This window comes from Streptomyces sp. NPDC086989, from assembly GCF_044745505.1.
Taxonomy (GTDB): Bacteria; Actinomycetota; Actinomycetes; order Streptomycetales; family Streptomycetaceae; genus Streptomyces.
In genome coordinates this window covers 258386-274806 of record NZ_JBIVAL010000012.1, presented here as the reverse complement: position 1 = coordinate 274806, position 16421 = coordinate 258386, and the positions used below count along the sequence as shown (strand labels likewise).

The following is a 16421-nucleotide window of genomic DNA, read 5'->3' as shown; positions in this document are numbered from 1 at the left end:
AGCGCCCTTGACGGGCCGGCACGGCACGGAAGGACAGTGGACTGACGGGACGCCCCCGAACCCACCCCGACACCGCCCCACCCACACCCCGCCCCGGGAATCCCGACCCACCCCACCGACCCCGACCCACCCGTCCCGGCCCGCAACTTCCCGCGCCACCCCACCTACCCCGCCCCACCCACACCCCGCCCCTCGGCTCCCGCCCCGCGCTTGCAACCCCGCCCCGCCCGTCCCTGCCCCCCAACCCCCCGCCCCGCCACCCCCGGCCCGGCGGAATGCGGGACACGTCCCGCAGGGTTCGGCAGACTGCGCGCATGGGCCTTCTTTGCGCCGCCTGCGCGTCCCTCGCCGTCTGGATCTGGCTCACGTTCGCCCAGGGCATGTTCTGGCGGACCGACGTGCGGCTCCCGCCGCGCCGCGATCCCGCCCGCTGGCCCTCCGTCGCCATCGTCGTCCCGGCCCGGGACGAGGCCGGGGTACTGCCGTGCAGCCTGCCTTCGCTGATCGCCCAGGACTATCCCGGCGAAGCCGAGGTCATCCTGGTCGACGACGGCAGTACCGACGGGACCGGCGACCTCGCCCGGCGGCTGGCCCGGGAGCATCCCGGGCTGCCCCTCACCGTCGTCTCCCCCGGCGAACCGGAACCCGGCTGGACCGGGAAGCTGTGGGCGCTGCGCCACGGCATCGCGCTGGCCCGGACCGCGCACACCACCGAGCCCGAATACCTCCTCCTCACCGACGCCGACATCGCCCACGAGCCCGACAGCCTGCGCGAGCTGGTCGCCGCCGCGACGAGCGCCGAGCTCGACCTGGTCTCACAGATGGCCCGGCTCCGTGCCGTCAGCCCGTGGGAACGGCTGGTCGTTCCGGCCTTCGTGTACTTCTTCGCCCAGCTCTACCCCTTCCGCCGGATCAACCGTCCGACCGGCCGGACCGCCGCCGCGGCCGGCGGCTGTGTCCTGCTGCGGACCGGGGCGGCCGTCCGGGCGGGCATTCCGGATTCGATCCGGCACGCCGTCATCGACGACGTCTCCCTCGCACGCGCGGTCCGGCGCTCGGGGGGCCGGATCTGGCTGGGGCTCGCGGAGCGGGTGGACAGCGTGCGCCCGTACCCGACGCTCGGGGACCTGTGGCGGATGGTCTCGCGCAGCGCGTACGCGCAACTGCGCCACCAGCCGCTGCTGCTGGCCGGGACGGTGGCCGGGCTGGCGCTCGTCTACCTCGCCCCGCCGGCCGCCCTGCTGGCGGGGCTGGCCGGCGGGCACGCCGCCACCGCGTGGGCGGGCGGACTGGCCTGGCTGCTGATGGCCGGCACCTATCTGCCAATGCTGCGCTACTACCGCCAGCCCGCCGTGCTGGCTCCGCTGCTTCCGCTCACGGCCTTCCTCTACCTCCTGATGACCGTCGACTCGGCGGTTCAGCACTACCGGGGGCGCGGCGCCGCGTGGAAGGGCCGGACCTATGCCCGGCCCCGCGACGCCTGAAACGACAAACCGCCCACCGGTCTGATGTCATCCCAGGTCACCGTGTTGTGACGCTACGTCAGCGGCACATCGGTGCAACACCCAACCGGTAAGTACGAGTAGGAACAACCGGGGGCGGAAGTGGCGAAAACGTACACGTGAACGCGAAGTGAAGGGTGTGCCTCTGACCTGGGAATATGCAGGTCAGCGCGGCGTTCGTCACACCTCGCTATGGACCCGGTGAAGTCGTGGGCTTAACTTAGGTCCCATGACCTCCCCCCGCTCCACTTATGGCGGCGGTTACTACTCCGCGCCCTCCTTCCCGGACACCCCCATCTACGACTCCCTCGTCGCCGAACGCGGCACTCCGCAGATCGCCCCGATCCGCGTTCCGGCCGCGTACGACTCCCCGAGCGCCGGCTATTCGAGCGGTGGGTACCTCCCGGCACTCGCCTCCTCGCTGCCCGCGCTGCCGGCCGCGCTGCCCCCGGCCATGCCGCAGCAGCAGCAAGCCCCGGCGTACGGGTACCCGTACCAGCAGGCGGCGCCCGCGCCGATGCCCCTGCAGAACGCGCCCGCCCCGTACATCCCGCAGCAGCAGCCGGCCGTGGCCCGAGCGGGTTACATGCAACAGGCACAGGCACAGCCGCAGCAGCCCCGGCCGGCCGCCATGGGCACCGGGTACGAGGCGATGCGTCCGGCCGCTCCGCGGCCGATGCAGGTTCCGGCTCCGGTTCCGGCGGCCTCGTACGAGGATCCGTACGGCCGCCCGTACCAGGGGCGCGGCTACTGACGGGCCCCTCGACGCTCACTGGGGCGTACACGGGAGCTCCTGGCAGGATGTTCCCATGTCGAACTTGTATGTCCAGGCGCTCCACGTCCATCCCGTCAAGTCGGTAGCGGGGACAGCTCCCGACGAGGTGGTCGTGGAGCCCTGGGGTCTGTCCGGGGACCGGCGGTGGGCGCTGGTCGACGCCGAGGGCACGGTCATCACCCAACGCCAGCAGCCCCGGCTGGCGTTGGCCGCGGCGCGTCCGCTGGGGGGCGGCGCCGTCGCGCTGTCGGCACCCGGCATGTCCGAGCTGGTCGTGGAGGTGCCGGAGCCGGGTCCGCTGGAGCCGGTCGTCCTGTTCGGCAAGAAGGTCGAGACCGTGGTCGCGGCGGGCGCCGCGGCGGACTGGTTCAGTGCCTACCTGGGGGTGCCGGCGCGGCTGGTGCACCTGGACGATCCCGCCGTGCGGCGGCCCGTCGACCCGGCGTACGCGCTGCCTGGCGAGACGGTGAGCCTCGCGGACGCCTATCCGGTGCTGCTCGCCACCCTCGCGTCGCTGGACGCGCTGAATTCGCTGATCGCGCAGGGGGACCTTCCCGAGGAGGGTCCGCTGCCGATGAACCGTTTCCGCCCGAACATCGTGGTCGCCGGCGCAGGGGCGTGGGCGGAGGACGGCTGGCGGCGCATCGCGATCGGCGACGCCGTCTTCCGCGGCGTCCGGGAGTGCGGGCGCTGCATCGTCACCACCACGGACCAGGCGACGGCGGAGCGCGGCAAGGAACCGCTGAAGACCCTGGCCCGGCACCGGCGCATCGGCAAGTCGCTGGCGTTCGGGCGGCAGCTGGTCCCTGTGCAGGTGGGAACGGTGCGGGTGGGCGACGAGGTCCGCGTCCTGGAATGACACCTTCGGGGGGCTCTGGAGTAACGATGGAACCAAGCACCACGGGCGGGCCGTTGGTGCATTCGACAGGTGTGGCGTGAAGGTGCGCGGGACTCGGCATAGACCACCGGGACTCGCGCGGCGGATCGGGTGACAGGACTGCCCAACGTCCCGGAATGCGGTTTTCCGGGGCACGCGGGAGGCTTGGACCGCAGGCAGACGGAGACTGGCACAAGTTGGGGGAGCCGGACCGTGTGGACAGCAATGGGTGTGTGGCGTTGGCGGCGCAATCCGCTGCGTCGGCCGACGGACCTCTTCGAGGCATGGGTGGCGTTCGCCGCGCTGCTGTGCGTCCTGTTGGTGGCTCCGGCCGTCGGTACGGTCGCGGGCCTGGAGGTGGACGGCACGCTGCAGCGTGCCGCGCGTGAACAGCGGCAGGAGCGGCATCTCGTACCGGCGGTGGTGGTGCGGCCGGCCGCGGTGGCGCCCGAGGGTGCGCAGGCCGATCCGTCGGCGCAGCGGCAGAACCCGCAGCGTACGCAGATCGTGGCGTCCTGGACGGCGCCCGACGGCAGCAGCCACCAGGGCACGGTGCCGGCCGCGGAGGAACCGCCGCAGGCGGGCGACCGGTTCCGGATATGGACCGATGCGCAGGGCCGGCTGGTCGGGCGTCCGCTGGACGCTTCCCTGGCGAGCGTCCATGCGGCGGTGGTGGGCCTGGCCGCGACCCTCGGGGCGGCGGCGCTGGTGGAGACGGTTCGCCGGCTGGTCGTACGAAGGCTCATGCACCGTCGGTACACGCGACTGGACCGTGCGTGGGCGGCGGCGGGACCGGACTGGGGCCGGGCGGGCGCGGGCAGCTGACCTGGCATCTCATCGGCCCCGCGCGCGCTACGGTGGAGCGCCGGAGCCGGGCCGTCGCCACCTCAGGGGCGGCGGCGGTGGTTCCGGTCGCTTCGAGAGCGCGAGTACGAGGGCGGGGGCACGACAGCACCATGGCACAGGGCACGGTCCAGGTGACGCACGGCGGGTCGTCGCGGTGGCGGCGCCGCTCCGGTGAGTATCCGACGTTGGCTGCCGCGCTCGCCGTCGCGGGCGACGGGGACGTGCTGTCCATCGGTCCCGGCACCTACCGGGAGAACCTGGTGCTGGAGCACGCCGTCATCCTGCGGGGGCCGGAGGGCTCGGTCGGGTCGGTGCGGATCGCCCCGCTGGACGGGGTCGCGCTGACGGTGCGCGCCTCGGCCGTGGTCCAGGACCTGCACCTGGAGGGGCAGGACCGGGCGGCGCCCGCGCTGCTGGTCGAGGAGGGTTCCCCCGAGCTCACCGATCTGCGGGTCAGCACCCGGTCGGCGACGGGCATCGAGGTGCGCGGTGGAGCCCGGCCCCTCGTGCGGCGGTGCACGGTGGAGAACCCGACGGGCGTCGGGATCTCCGTACTGGACGGCGGCGGCGGGGTGTTCGAGGAGTGCGAGGTGGTGGCCGCGGGGCAGACCGGGGTCTTCGTCCGCGGCGGCGGGCGGCCGCGTCTGGAGCGCTGCCGGATCCACCACGCCTCGGGTGCGGGCATCGCGGTCACCGGGGAGGGTTCGGGCCTGGAGGCGCTGGGCTGCGAGGTCTACGAGATCAAGGGCGCGGGCGTGCAGATCGCCTCGCGCGCGGCGGCCCGGCTCACCGACTGCGCGGTGCACCGCACGTCGGCGGACGGGGTCACCCTCGACACGGACGCGGTGCTCACCCTCGCGGGCTGCGACATCCACGACATCCCGGAGAACGCGGTGGACCTGCGGTCGCGTTCGGTGCTCACGCTCAGCCGCACCACGGTCCGCCGGTTCGGCCGCAACGGCCTGTCGGTGTGGGATCCGGGCACCCGGGTGGATGCCGAGTCCTGCGAGATCCACGACAGCACGGGCGACTATCCGGCGGTGTGGATCAGCGACGGGGCCACCGCCTCGCTGAACTCCTGCCGCGTCCACGACGTGCCGGACGCGGTGTTCGTCCTGGACCGGGGCTCCCGTGCCGATGTCGTCGACAGTGACCTGTCGCAGGTGCGGAACACGGCCGTCTCGGTCAGCGACGGGGCGACCGCTCAGGTCGACGACTGCCGGATCCGGGAGGCGGCGACCGGGGCCTGGTTCCGCGACCACGGCAGCGGCGGCACCCTCGCCAACTGCACGATCGACGCGGTCCAGACGGGCGTGATCGTCACCAAGGGCGCCGATCCCGTTCTGGAGCGGTGCACGGTCAGCTCCCCGTCCGAAGCGGGCTTCTACGTGTCGGCGGGCGGCCGCGGGAACTTCCGGTCCTGCCGGGTGACGGGAAGTTCCGGTTTCGGCTTCCACGTCCTGGACGGCTGCCGGACCACGCTGACCCGGTGCCACACCGAGCGCTGTGCACGCGGGGGTTACGAGTTCGCCGAGGACGGCCCGGTCGCCGAGGAGTGCACCTCCGACGAGTCGGGGGCGCGGCTCGCCGACCGGTCGGCCGCGGCCGGCGCGCACGGTGAGCGTGCGGGCATCCGTACGGGCAGCGCGGCCGGAGCGGCCGGCGCGGTCCAGGCTCCCGGGGCGCAGCCGGACCGGGTGCCGGCTCCGCGCCCGGCGGAGGAGGCGGAGCGGGGGTCGTCGCGGGCGCGCGGCTCGGGCGAGGTGCTGGGCCAGCTCGACGCGCTGGTGGGTCTGGAGAGCGTCAAGCGCGAGGTGCGGGCGCTCACCGACATGATCGAGGTCGGGCGGCGGCGGCAGCAGGCGGGCCTGAAGGCCGCTTCGGTGCGCCGCCACCTGGTCTTCACCGGCTCCCCGGGCACCGGCAAGACGACGGTGGCCCGGCTCTACGGGGAGATCCTGGCCTCCCTCGGGGTCCTGGAGCGCGGTCACCTGGTGGAGGTCTCCCGCGTGGACCTGGTCGGCGAGCACATCGGCTCCACGGCGATCCGTACGCAGGAGGCGTTCGAGCGGGCGCGCGGCGGGGTCCTGTTCATCGACGAGGCGTACGCGCTGGCACCGGAGGACTCGGGCCGGGACTTCGGGCGCGAGGCGATCGACACCCTGGTGAAGCTGATGGAGGACCACCGGGACGCGGTCGTGGTGATCGTCGCCGGGTACACGGAGGAGATGGACCGCTTCCTGACCGTCAATCCGGGGGTGGCTTCGCGGTTCTCCCGGACCATCACCTTCGGCGACTACGGGCCGCAGGAACTGCTGCGGATCGTGGAGCAGCAGGCGGAGGAGCACGAGTACCGGCTCGGGGAGGGCACCGCCGAGGCACTGCTGACGTACTTCACCGAGCTGCCCAAGGGCCCGGCGTTCGGCAACGGCCGTACGGCACGGCAGACGTTCGAGTCGATGGTCGAACGGCATGCGGGCCGGGTGGCGCAGTTGTCGGACCCGGGCACGGACGAGCTCACCCTGCTGTTCCCGGCGGATCTTCCGGCCCTTCCGGCGCTGCCGGCTCCTTGCTGACCCTCGGGGCCGGTACGGCGCGTGTGCCGGACCGGCCGCGGCGGGCGGGTCCGGCCAGCCGGGCGAGCAGGGCGTCGCGTTCGGCGGCGAAGGCCGGGTCGGCCTGGTAGTCGAAGTGGCCGAGGATCGGCGCGGGCAGCGGGTGGCGCGCGCTGCGCCCGTAGGCCAGCGGGTCGGCGAGCGGTCCCCGGTCCACGGAGGCGTCCGGCGCCGTGGTGTCGCCGGCGTCGTGGAGGACGGGGCCGCCGATCGGGTCGGTGGCCCGCCAGAGGTTGCGCCAGCAGTCGACGTCCCCGTGCAGCGCGCCGAGCGGCCCCGGGCCGAAGTACGCGGGGAACCAGCGGCCGTAGAGCCGCCGGAGCGGGGAGCCGTACGTGAGCAGGGCCACCCGGCGGCGGACCTGGGGTGGCAGCTGCCAGACGGCGGCGGCGGCGAGGACGCTGCCCTGGGAGTGGCCGGAGATCACCAGGCGGCCGCCGGTGCTGCCGGTCCAGCCGGTCATCCGCCAGGTCAGGTCGGGGACGGCCCGCTCGGCGTAGCACGGCGGCGCGAACGGGTGTGCGGCACGCGGCCAGAACGTCCCGACGTCCCACAGCACGCCGATGGTGCGGCGGGCGGCGGGGTCGCGGTAGGCGCGGCGGCCCCAGGTGACGAAGGCGGCGATGCCGAGGCCGATCAGCCAGGACCCGGTGTCCTGTGCGGCGCGGGCGGCGCTCGCCAGCAGCGGGTGGGCGCCGCGGGCGGCGTCGCCCGGGACCCGGCCGCTGAGCCAGGCTCCGGCGAGGGCGCCCGCGCCGAGCAGCAGGGTGATCCCGGAGACGGCGGCCACGAACCAGGGTGCGGAGTCGGTGAGCGCGGCGGCGGCCCGGGCCCCGGCGATCCGGCGGCTGCGGTCCATGTCGGGCGGCTCCCCCGGGTACTCGGCGGCCACGGTGGCGGCGAGCCGGCGCCGGGTGCGGACTGTGCGCACCGTGAACCAGGCGGCGAGCAGGGCCAGTACGAGGAGCAGCGGGGGCAGTACGGCGGCCTGCCAGGACAGCAGCACGGGCGGGGCGGGCACCGGGGCCCCGGCGGCGGGGGCGCCGCCGTCGAGCCAGTCGGCGACGCGCTGGGCGACGCCGCCGGACATGACCCCGCCGAGGGCGCAGCCGAGCATGGCGATGGCGGGTCCACCGAGGCCGTACAGGGCGCTCGCCGGGTCGGGGGCGAGCCGGTACAGGCGGGCGGCGACGGCGGCGAGGAGCAGGACGCAGCAGCCCTGGCCGAGCATGAGCAAGCCGAAGACGAAATCGCCGGGGAGCCGCCCGGTCGAGGTCCAGCCGGGGCGCGACCAGCCGGCGTACAGCAGGACGGCGGCGAGCAGGGCGAGGGCGGCGCCGGGCAGCAGGGTGACGGCGGCCCGGTCGAGGGCGTGGTCGGGGCGGACTTCGGTGCGGCCGCGGCGGCAGACGACCCAGGCGACTGCGACGGCCCCGGCGGCGAGCAGGATCTCCACCGCCCAGCCGATCACGTCGAGCACGGGGGTGGCGGCACTGCGGTCGTAGCGGGCGGTGGGGGCGGCGACGGCGGCCGCGACGGTGAGCAGTCCGGCGGCGGTGTGCGCGGCGCGCAGCCGGGCCACGATGCGCCGCCCGTACCAGAATCCGGGCCGGCCGAGCGCGGGCGCGCCGTCCCCGGCCGGGGCGGGGACGGCCGTGCCCGCGGGCGGCGGCTGGGACTCGTACGCGCTCCAGGTGCGGTTCGACAGGAACCACAGCAGCCCGGTCAGCGCGGCCGGGACCAGCGCGCCGAGCACGAGGCGCCGCCCGGGCTGGCCCCACCAGCCGCCGGGCGCCAGGAAGCCGAGCCAGGAACGGGAGCCGGTGCAGGTCCTGGTGCCCGCGCACTGCCAGGCGAGGAGGTCGAGCGCCACCTCGCAGGCGGCCGCGATCAGCAGCAGGGTGAGGCTGAGCGCGAGGACCCGTACGAGGACCCCGTACGTGCGCACCGCGCGCGGTGCCGGTCCGGTGGCGGGGCCGGCCGGCCGGGCCCAGTGGGCGAGGTTGACCACCATGAAGGGCAGGAGCAGCAGCCACAGGGCGCGGGATCCGTTGCCGGAGGTGAGCCGGGACCAGCAGTAGGCCTCGACGACGGGCCGGCCGGCGTACCACTCGGGGTGGGCCTCGGCGTCGGCGTCCGCGGCGCGGCGGAACACGGCGGCGGTGGAATCCCCGGTGATGCGGACGGTGCGCGGATCGCCGAGCAGCTCGTCGGGGGGTGCGCCGTGGACTCCGTGCACGCGGAGTTCGAGGGCCAGGGGGCGTGGGGGTGTTAGGAGTTCGAGGGCCAGGGGATGCGGGGGCTGGGGGGTGTCCGGCACGGCGGCCTCCGCTCGCGGGGCGGGATCAGCGCGGATCCAGCATCCCGCGCGGCACGCCGCGTGCCTAGGCCCCCTCCGGGCGATCTTCGGGGCGATCTTCCGGGCGGGGGCCGCAGCGGTGCGGGCCGCGGCCGGGGGATGCGGCGCGGGGCCGTGGGAGAGCCGCGGTGAGAGCCGCCGCTACGGCCGGCGGAAGGGCCGCGGCGGACATCTGACGATCCGCCAGCTAGGGTACGCGCACCACATGCGCACATGCGTTCCGCCGTACACCCCCAGGAGGGACCGCCATGACTCGCCGACTCCGCCCGGTGGGGCTGGACTTCATCGAGGACGCCCCGATCCGCCTGACCTTCACCGCACGGACCGCGGCGGGACCGGAGGCCGTGTACCGGGCCCTGGCCGAGGACGTCGAGGGGTGGCCCCGGTGGTTCGGGGCGGTGACCCTGGCCCGGCCGACGCACGGCGGTGCGGGGCGGGAGGTCCGGCTGGTCGGGGGGACCCGATTTCAGGAGACGATCATGGCGGCGGATCCGGAGCGCCGGTACGCGTACCGGGTCGACGAGACCAACGCGCCGGGGGTGCGCGCCCTGTTGGAGGAGTGGCGCCTGCACCCCGCCGAACCGGGCCCCGGCACCGGCCCCGACTCCGGCACGGGGGCCGGCGCTGGTTACGGCTCCGGCCCCGACTCCGGCGCTGGTTCCGGCCCCGGCACGGGTTCCGGCCCTGGTTCCGGCCCCGGCACCCTCGTCCGCTGGACCTTCGCGGCGGACGGCCCGGCGCCGTTCCGGCTCGCCCTCGCCTGCGCGCGCCCGGGCCTGGGCCACTCGTTCCGCTCGGCCGTCCGAGCCCTGGACTCCCGCCTGTCGCCCCGTCACCCGGCCGGCCAGTAGCCGCCGGTCAGGCCGCGGGTTCGCGCCAGACGCCGGTCGCCAGCAGGGTGTCGAGGGTCTCCGTGTACGGGGCGATGTCCAGGCCCTGCGTGGCCAGCCACTCGTCCGAGTAGTACTTGTCCAGGTAGCGGTCGCCCGGGTCGCACAGCAGCGTCACCACGCTGCCCTTGCGCCCCTCGGCCACCATCTCCGAGATGATCTTCAGTGCGCTCCACACGCCCGTTCCGGTGGAGCCGCCGGCCTTGCGCCCTATGGCCTGTTCCAGCGCCCGGCACGCGGCGACGCTCGCCGCGTCCGGCACCTTCATCATCCGGTCGATGGCGCCCGGCACGAAGCTCGGCTCCATCCGCGGCCGGCCGATGCCCTCGATGCGGGAGCCGCAATCGCTGCTCGCGTGCGGGTCGTTGGTGGTCCAGCCGTCGAAGAAACAGGAGTTCTCCGGGTCCGGGACGCACACGCGGGTGTCGTGCTGCATGTAGTGCACATAGCGCGCGATGGTCGCGGACGTGCCGCCGGTGCCGGCGGTCGCCACGATCCACGCGGGCTCGGGGTACCGCTCCAGGCGCAGCTGCTGGTACATGGATTCCGCGATGTTGTTGTTCCCGCGCCAGTCCGTGGCCCGCTCCGCGTACGTGAACTGGTCCATGTAGTGCCCGCCGGTACGCGAGGCGAGTTCGGCCGACTCCTCGTACATCTTCATCGGGTCGTCCACGAAGTGGCATTCGCCGCCGTGGAATTCGATGAGCCGGCACTTCTCCGGGCTGGTCGTACGCGGCATGACGGCGATGAACGGGACGCCGATGAGCTTCGCGAAGTACGCCTCGGACACGGCGGTCGAGCCGGACGAGGCCTCGATGACCGGGCGGCCGGGGCGGATCCAGCCGTTGCACAGGGCGTACAGGAAGAGCGAGCGGGCGAGGCGGTGCTTGAGGGAGCCCGTCGGGTGCGTGGACTCGTCCTTGAGGTAGAGGTCGATGCCCCATTCCTCGGGGAGCGGGAAACGCAGCAGGTGGGTGTCGGCCGAACGGTTGGCGTCGGCCTGGACCTTGCGGACGGCTTCCTTCAGCCAGGCGCGGTAGTCCGCGTCGCTACGGTCGACGTCAATGGTCGTAGCCGTAGTACCGGAGGTACGGGTGGTGCTCATGCGCCTTGCTCCTTCGTGCGGTCTCTCGCCCCCTGCTTTCGCAATGTACCTCCCTCACCTGCACAAACAGTCACTTTGGGTATCCATGCGGATCGCTTTCGATCGCGTTCGGTTGCATACACGGGCACCGTGGGTGACCCTGGTGGAGCATTACCGAGGGTGCAGCACCCGTAACACTCATGTCGGGGAGTCGCAGCCGTGATCAGTCATTCACGCAGGCACTGCGTAGTCGAACTGCAGGCCTTGCCGTCCCGGATCGGACAGATCCGAAGGATCGTTTCAGCGCAATTGCGCCACTGGCAGCTGGATCCGCTCATAGACCGGGCTGCGCTCGGCGTGACGGAGCTGCTCAGCAACGTCCACCGCCACGCGCAGCCGGACAAGACGTGCACCGTCGAGATCGAGCTGCGGCTGGGCCGGCTGACGGTCTCGGTGTACGACAGCGATCCGCGGCTTCCCGTCCTGCGGGAGGCGGCCGCGGACGCGCTGGAGACCTGCGGGCGCGGGCTGGCGCTGGTCGCGGCGGTCAGCGAGGCCTGGGGTGCACGGCACCAGGACGACACCCCCGGCAAGGTGGTGTGGTTCTCGCTCCGCGCGGCCCCGGCGGCGCAGCGCCCGACCGGCAACGGATCCAGACCGGTACGGGAGCCCGCGCCCGCGGTGGTCGTCGCCGTGGACCCGAGCGCCGTCCCGACGGCGATGCCGGTGGCGGCGTCGGTCGGCGCCCGGCCCGGGTAGGGGTTCCGCCACCGGATCCGGCGACCCCTCGGCCCGCCCTGCGGGTCCGGGGCCCCGGGCCCCAGGGGCGCGCGGGCCTCAGACCGCTGCGGGCGGCAGGGCGCGCGGGCCTCAGACCGCGGCCGCCCCCAGGGCGCCCAGCGGGTCGTCCAGGACGGGCTGCCAGGCCAGTTCCGCCGCGCCCACCAGACTGTTGTGGTCCAGGGTGCACGGCAGGATCGGCACTCCCCCGCTGCGCCCCCACAGGCTGCGGTCGGCGACCACCGCGCGCAGCCGCTCCGGGTCCGCGTGCAGGAGCTCCCGGTGCAGTCCGCCGAGGATGATCCTGTCCGGGTTCAGGATGTTCACCAGCCCCGCGAGGCCGAGCCCGAGGCGGTCGATGAGCTCTTCGGTGGCCGCGCGCACGGCCGGCTCCGCGTACTCCTCGCGCAGCAGGTCACGGGCCTGCTGGAGCAGCGACACCTCCGGCCCCGGGGTGCGGCCCGCCGCGGTCAGGAAGGCCAGCGGGTCGGCCTCCACGTCCAGGCAGCCGCGGCTGCCGCAGTGGCAGGCCCGCCCCTCCGGGTTGACGGTGAGGTGACCGACCTCCAGGGCGAGGCCCGAACTGCCGCTGTGCAGCCGTCCGTCCAGGACGAGCGCGCCGCCCACCCCGCGGTGTCCGGTGGCCACGCACAGCAGGTGCTGGGCGCTGCGGCCCGCGCCGTGCCGGTGCTCGGCGAGCGCGGCGAGGTTGACGTCGTTCCCGGTGAGGGCCGGGCCGTCGATCCCGGCCGCCTTCACGCACTGCGTGAAGATGTCCCGTACGGGCGCTCCGGCAGGCCAGGCCAGGTGCAGGGGGTTGAGCGCCGTGCCGTCCGGCTCCGCGACCGCCGAGGGCACGGCGAGGCCCGCGCCGATGCACCGGCGGCCGGTGTCGGCCAGCAGCTCCGCACCCGCCGCGACGACCGCGCCGAGCACCTGCGCCGGGTCCGCGGACACGGTGACCTTGCCGGGGGCGGTGGCCACGATCCGGCCCCCGAGGCCGACGAGCGCGGCGCGGAACCCGTCGGAGTGCACCTGCGCGGCCAGCGCCACGGGGCCGTTCTCGTCGATGGACAGCCGGTGCGAGGGGCGGCCCTGGGTGCCGCCCGCGCCGCCCGGGCGGGAGTCGACGCGGATCAGCCCGAGCGCCTCCAGCTCGGCGGCGACGGCTCCGGCGGTGGCGCGGGTGACACCGAGCTCGGCCGTCAGGACGGCCCGGGTCGGGGCCCGGCCCGTGTGGACGAGCTCCAGTGCCGGGCCGAGAGCGCCGCGGCCCCGCTCCAGCTTGGTCCTCGCCGCCGCCGACACCTCCGCGGACGCCGCTGCGGACGCCGCCTCGCCCACCCTCTCCGGGGCCCCGTTGCCGTTCATGACAGCGATCCTCGCATGATCGGCGGTATGTCCGGCGCCCCGGTCAGCCGGGGGCCGCCCCCAGTCCGCCGACCCGGAGGGTGATGTTCAGCCGCCCGGTCAGCCCGAGCCAGGGCGGGGCGGTGCCGGGAAGGATCCTCGGCACCCCGTGATAGGCCAGGCGGGCGGGGCCGCCGAAGACGAACAGATCCCCGCTGAGCAGCAGGACGTCCTGGTACGGGCGCCCGCGCGAGGCGGTGTTCCCGAAGCGGAAGACGCACGTATCGCCGAGGCTGAGGGAGACGACCGGAGCCGGGGACCTCTCCTCGGCGTCACGGTGCATGCCCATGCGGGAGTCACCGTCGTAGAAGTTGATCAGCGCGATGTCGTACGCGTACCCGTCCGGGTCCGGTCCGGATTCCGGTGCGGGCCGTCCGTACGCGGCGGTCACCGCCTCGCGGCCGAGCTCCGCGAGCCGGCCGGGCATCGGCTTGACCGGTGCCCCGTCGCCGTCCACGGCGGTGCGGGCGTACCCGTACGGATACCAGTGCAGCCCGAGGCACACCTGGCGGGCGGTCATCGTGCCGCCACCGGGTGTCCGTACGGTGCGCAGGCCCGCGGGCGGGCGCGCCCAGGCTCGGCAGGCGTCGAGCAGCTCCCGCTGGCGCTCGGGCCCGAGCCAGTCGGGGACGTGCACGGCGCCGGGGGCGACCTCGGTCCGCTCGCGCGGGAAGAGTTCCCCGTCCATCACCCCATTGTCACCGGCCGGTGCGACACTGCCCGCATGAAGATCAGCGAGTATGTGGAGACCCTTGCGCGGGAAGGCGAGTCGCTCGCAGGGACGGCCGAGCGGACGGGTACGGAAGCCCCCGTGCCGACCTGTCCGGGCTGGCGCGTCGCCGACCTGCTGCGGCACACGGGCGCGGTGCACCGCTGGGCCGCCGGGTACGTCCGGGACGCGGCCGTGGAGCCGGGCCCGTTCCCGCAGGCCCCGGAACTGGCCGGCGCCGAGCTGCTGGCCTGGTACCGGGAGGGACACGAGGCCCTGGTCCGGACGCTGACCGAGGCTCCGGCGGACGTGCAGTGCTGGACCTTCCTGCCGACGGCCGCGCCGTCGCCGCTGGCGTTCTGGGCGCGCCGGCAGGCGCACGAGACGGCCGTGCACCGGATGGACGCGGAGTCGGCGCTCGGCGAGCCCTACGGGCACGTGGCACCGGAGTTCGCCGAGGACGGGGTGGACGAGCTGCTGACCGGCTTCCACGCGAGGCCGCGCAGCCGGATGCGGACCGAGGAGCCGCGGGTGCTGCGGGTCCGCTCCGCCGACACGGGCGCGGTGTGGACCGTGCACCTGTCCGCGGAGCCGCCCCGGACGGTGACGGGCGACACGGGCGAGCCGGCGGACTGCGAAGTGGTCGGCGAGGCGTCGTGGCTGTACGCGGCGCTGTGGAACCGGCTCCCGCTGAGGGGCCCCGGGGTGACGGGCGACGAGTCGCTGGCCCGGCGTTGGGTGGAGACGGCCGGCATCGGCTGACCGGGGCGGGGCGGTCTTGTGACCGTACGGCCTGCCGGATCAGCCGAGGGTCGCGGCGTACTCGGTCTGGCTGCGGTACTTCCAGCTCGGTGACGTGTCCCACGGGTTGGGCATGAGCGTTTCGGTCGCGTAGGCATAGCCCGCACCGCGGTCGAAGGCCGTGCGGAGCGTGCCGCGCATGGCGGCCGCGTCCGGCACCGCGTGCACGAGGTGCCAGAACGCGGTGCCGGTCGGGTCGAGTTCCGCACCGGCGCGGTAGCCGCCCGAGGCGCCGAAGACGTTCCCGCCGAGCCAGCCGCCGCCGGTGTACGCGGCGTACGTGTCCTCGTAGGTGACGAACACGTCCGCGGTGCGGTGACCCGGCTCCAGGTAGCAGTCGGCGATGGCGGTGCCCGGATTGTCGACCACGAGGCCGGCGGCGGTGGGATCGGCTTCGTTCATGGTGTCCTGCACGTACGCGCGCAGCTGTGCGTAGTGGTCGCGGGTGATGTCGGCGGGGCCGCAGTCACGGCTGACGACGTCGAAGAAGATGCCGTCCACGTGCAGGCGGCCGTCGCGGGTCTTGAGGTAGTTGTCGACGGAGTCCTTCACGGCGGCGATGTCGCGGCGGCCGTGGTCGGTGTGGACGTAGCCGAGGACCTTGGTCTTCTCGCCGGTGGCGGTGGTCCCGGCGCGCAGCGCGTCGGCGCGGGCCTGCCAGCGGTTGTCGAAGGGGGCGTCGCCGTTGCCGGGGTTGAGGACGACCACGGACGCGGCGGGTGTGGTGGCCACGAGGTCGCCGAGCATCGGGTCACCGGCCCGGGCGTAGGCGGGAACGCCGATCTCCAGCCCCCGCACCCCGGATATCCGGGGTCTGGGGGCCGGGACGGCCCCCTCGGCCGCGGTGCCGGCCGAGGCGGTCACGGCGGGGGCCGGGGCGGCCAGTAAGGACGTGACCAGGACGGCGTACAGGGCCTTCACGGCGCGGGCCATGGCTGTTCCTCCGGCGAGGGGCGGGGGCAGGGCACGACCCGACGAACATTAGACGGGCGCCCGTTCGGTGAAAGCCGAACCACTCGCATTCGCGCAAGGAACAGACAAGCGACCTGTCACCTCATCATGTGAGCCGCCGTCACACGACGGGAAGTCCGACCGCGTGGGCCAGTTGGCCGGCGGCGTGCGCGAAGAAGGCGTCCCGGTCCTGGACGACCCGGTTGAACTGGCCGAACAGCTCGAAGGAGATGAGTCCGACCAGGTGCGCCCAGGCGGCGACCAGCGCGGCGGTGACCTCGGGCGGCAACCCCTCGGCGAAGTCCGCGGTCATCCGGACGGCTTCGGGACGCAGGGCGGCGGGCAGCGGGGGCAGGGCGAGGCCGCGGCCGGCGTGCGCGGTGCGCAGGATGCCGATGAGGACGTTGGCGACGCGGGAGGCGGGGGCGACGGTGTCCATGGGGGCGCTGTAGCCGGGGACCGGGGAGCCGTAGATGAGGGAGTACTCGTGCGGATGCTCCAGGGCCCATGAGCGGACGGCTGCGCAGACGGCGGTCCAGCGTGCGAGGGGCGCGCCGCCGGCGGCGAGGACGTCGGCGTCGGCCCGTTCGGCGGCGGCGCCGAGGCTGTCGTAGGCGTCGACGATGAGGGCCGTGAGGAGTTCGTCGCGGCTGGGGAAGTAACGGTAGAGGGCGGAGGAGACCATGCCCAGCTCGCGGGCCACGGCGCGCAGCGAAAGCTTGGCGGCGCCCTCGGCGGCGAGCATGCGGCGCGCCTCGTCCTTGATGGCGGCGGTGACCTCGATACGGGCCCGCTCCCGGGCCCCGCGCACGGTACTCATGG

General features: G+C 74.4%; 14 protein-coding genes. 8 read left to right on the top strand and 6 right to left on the bottom strand.

Translation table 11 applies throughout. The features are described from left to right. Window positions 1-314: 314 nt before the first annotated feature. From ACIPK4_RS28290 to ACIPK4_RS28270, 5 genes are all read left to right on the top strand, one after another. Window positions 315-1484, top strand: a complete 1170-nt coding sequence (locus tag ACIPK4_RS28290) for a glycosyltransferase (protein WP_402317437.1) — start codon at window positions 315-317, stop codon at window positions 1482-1484. Between the two features lie 247 nt (window positions 1485-1731). Next, the gene (locus ACIPK4_RS28285) at window positions 1732-2256 is read left to right on the top strand and encodes a DUF6643 family protein (RefSeq protein ID WP_054221997.1); all 525 of its coding nucleotides are present in this window, start codon (window positions 1732-1734) and stop codon (window positions 2254-2256) included. 55 nt (window positions 2257-2311) lie between these two features. Beyond that, window positions 2312-3136: an MOSC domain-containing protein gene (locus ACIPK4_RS28280; protein ID WP_054221996.1), complete on the top strand. Its 825-nt coding sequence runs from the start codon at window positions 2312-2314 to the stop codon at window positions 3134-3136. 231 nt (window positions 3137-3367) lie between these two features. Further along, on the top strand, window positions 3368-3979 hold the full coding sequence (locus tag ACIPK4_RS28275; protein WP_402317432.1) for a hypothetical protein: 612 nt from the start codon (window positions 3368-3370) through the stop codon (window positions 3977-3979). 131 nt (window positions 3980-4110) lie between these two features. Continuing rightward, window positions 4111-6576, top strand: a complete 2466-nt coding sequence (locus ACIPK4_RS28270; RefSeq protein WP_402317428.1) for a right-handed parallel beta-helix repeat-containing protein — start codon at window positions 4111-4113, stop codon at window positions 6574-6576. Here ACIPK4_RS28270 and ACIPK4_RS28265 read toward each other — a convergent pair. Then, on the bottom strand, window positions 6518-8905 hold the full coding sequence (locus ACIPK4_RS28265; RefSeq protein WP_402317476.1) for a hypothetical protein: 2388 nt from the start codon (window positions 8903-8905) through the stop codon (window positions 6518-6520). The two genes, ACIPK4_RS28270 and ACIPK4_RS28265, sit on opposite strands and share 59 nt — an antisense overlap. Before the next feature lie 317 nt (window positions 8906-9222). On the opposite strand from ACIPK4_RS28265, the gene ACIPK4_RS28260 reads away from it, so the two are divergent. Beyond that, window positions 9223-9825 (top strand): SRPBCC family protein, encoded by a 603-nt coding sequence (locus ACIPK4_RS28260; protein WP_402317425.1) that lies wholly within the window; start codon window positions 9223-9225, stop codon window positions 9823-9825. Window positions 9826-9832: 7 nt separating this feature from the next. On the opposite strand, the gene ACIPK4_RS28255 is transcribed toward ACIPK4_RS28260, so the two are convergent. After that, entirely contained in the window at window positions 9833-10969 is a 1137-nt protein-coding gene (locus ACIPK4_RS28255; protein ID WP_402317422.1) for a PLP-dependent cysteine synthase family protein, read from the bottom strand. Window positions 10970-11167: 198 nt separating this feature from the next. Between ACIPK4_RS28255 and ACIPK4_RS28250 the strand changes: the two genes are divergently transcribed. Next, the gene (locus tag ACIPK4_RS28250; RefSeq protein ID WP_402317420.1) at window positions 11168-11707 is read left to right on the top strand and encodes an ATP-binding protein; all 540 of its coding nucleotides are present in this window, start codon (window positions 11168-11170) and stop codon (window positions 11705-11707) included. A gap of 111 nt (window positions 11708-11818) precedes the next feature. On the opposite strand, the gene ACIPK4_RS28245 is transcribed toward ACIPK4_RS28250, so the two are convergent. Together ACIPK4_RS28245 and ACIPK4_RS28240 are read right to left on the bottom strand one after the other, a co-directional pair. Beyond that, entirely contained in the window at window positions 11819-13099 is a 1281-nt protein-coding gene (locus tag ACIPK4_RS28245) for an ROK family protein (RefSeq protein ID WP_402317417.1), read from the bottom strand. A gap of 43 nt (window positions 13100-13142) precedes the next feature. Further along, window positions 13143-13826, bottom strand: coding sequence for an alpha-ketoglutarate-dependent dioxygenase AlkB family protein (locus ACIPK4_RS28240; RefSeq protein ID WP_402317415.1), 684 nt, complete (start codon window positions 13824-13826; stop codon window positions 13143-13145). 36 nt (window positions 13827-13862) lie between these two features. Here ACIPK4_RS28240 and ACIPK4_RS28235 point away from each other — a divergent pair, with 36 nt between their 5' ends. Continuing rightward, the gene (locus ACIPK4_RS28235; RefSeq protein WP_402317412.1) at window positions 13863-14609 is read left to right on the top strand and encodes a maleylpyruvate isomerase family mycothiol-dependent enzyme; all 747 of its coding nucleotides are present in this window, start codon (window positions 13863-13865) and stop codon (window positions 14607-14609) included. A 39-nt stretch (window positions 14610-14648) separates the two neighbouring features. On the opposite strand, the gene ACIPK4_RS28230 is transcribed toward ACIPK4_RS28235, so the two are convergent. After that, window positions 14649-15581: a spherulation-specific family 4 protein gene (locus ACIPK4_RS28230; RefSeq protein WP_402317409.1), complete on the bottom strand. Its 933-nt coding sequence runs from the start codon at window positions 15579-15581 to the stop codon at window positions 14649-14651. 139 nt (window positions 15582-15720) lie between these two features. Next, window positions 15721-16419 carry a TetR/AcrR family transcriptional regulator gene (locus ACIPK4_RS28225; RefSeq protein ID WP_402317406.1) on the bottom strand — a complete coding sequence of 233 codons (699 nt, stop codon included), beginning with the start codon at window positions 16417-16419 and terminating at the stop codon, window positions 15721-15723. Between the last annotated feature and the right edge of the window lie 2 nt (window positions 16420-16421).

Coding starts and splice junctions, on each gene's coding strand:
- ACIPK4_RS28245 (WP_402317417.1), bottom strand. CDS start 13,099: ATGAACGGCAACGGGGCCCCGGAGAGGGTGGGCGAGGCGGCGTCCGCA.
- ACIPK4_RS28230 (WP_402317409.1), bottom strand. CDS start 15,581: ATGGCCCGCGCCGTGAAGGCCCTGTACGCCGTCCTGGTCACGTCCTTA.
- ACIPK4_RS28240 (WP_402317415.1), bottom strand. CDS start 13,826: ATGGACGGGGAACTCTTCCCGCGCGAGCGGACCGAGGTCGCCCCCGGC.
- ACIPK4_RS28290 (WP_402317437.1), top strand. CDS start 315: ATGGGCCTTCTTTGCGCCGCCTGCGCGTCCCTCGCCGTCTGGATCTGG.
- ACIPK4_RS28285 (WP_054221997.1), top strand. CDS start 1,732: ATGACCTCCCCCCGCTCCACTTATGGCGGCGGTTACTACTCCGCGCCC.
- ACIPK4_RS28270 (WP_402317428.1), top strand. CDS start 4,111: ATGGCACAGGGCACGGTCCAGGTGACGCACGGCGGGTCGTCGCGGTGG.
- ACIPK4_RS28280 (WP_054221996.1), top strand. CDS start 2,312: ATGTCGAACTTGTATGTCCAGGCGCTCCACGTCCATCCCGTCAAGTCG.
- ACIPK4_RS28260 (WP_402317425.1), top strand. CDS start 9,223: ATGACTCGCCGACTCCGCCCGGTGGGGCTGGACTTCATCGAGGACGCC.
- ACIPK4_RS28255 (WP_402317422.1), bottom strand. CDS start 10,969: ATGAGCACCACCCGTACCTCCGGTACTACGGCTACGACCATTGACGTC.
- ACIPK4_RS28235 (WP_402317412.1), top strand. CDS start 13,863: ATGAAGATCAGCGAGTATGTGGAGACCCTTGCGCGGGAAGGCGAGTCG.
- ACIPK4_RS28225 (WP_402317406.1), bottom strand. CDS start 16,419: ATGAGTACCGTGCGCGGGGCCCGGGAGCGGGCCCGTATCGAGGTCACC.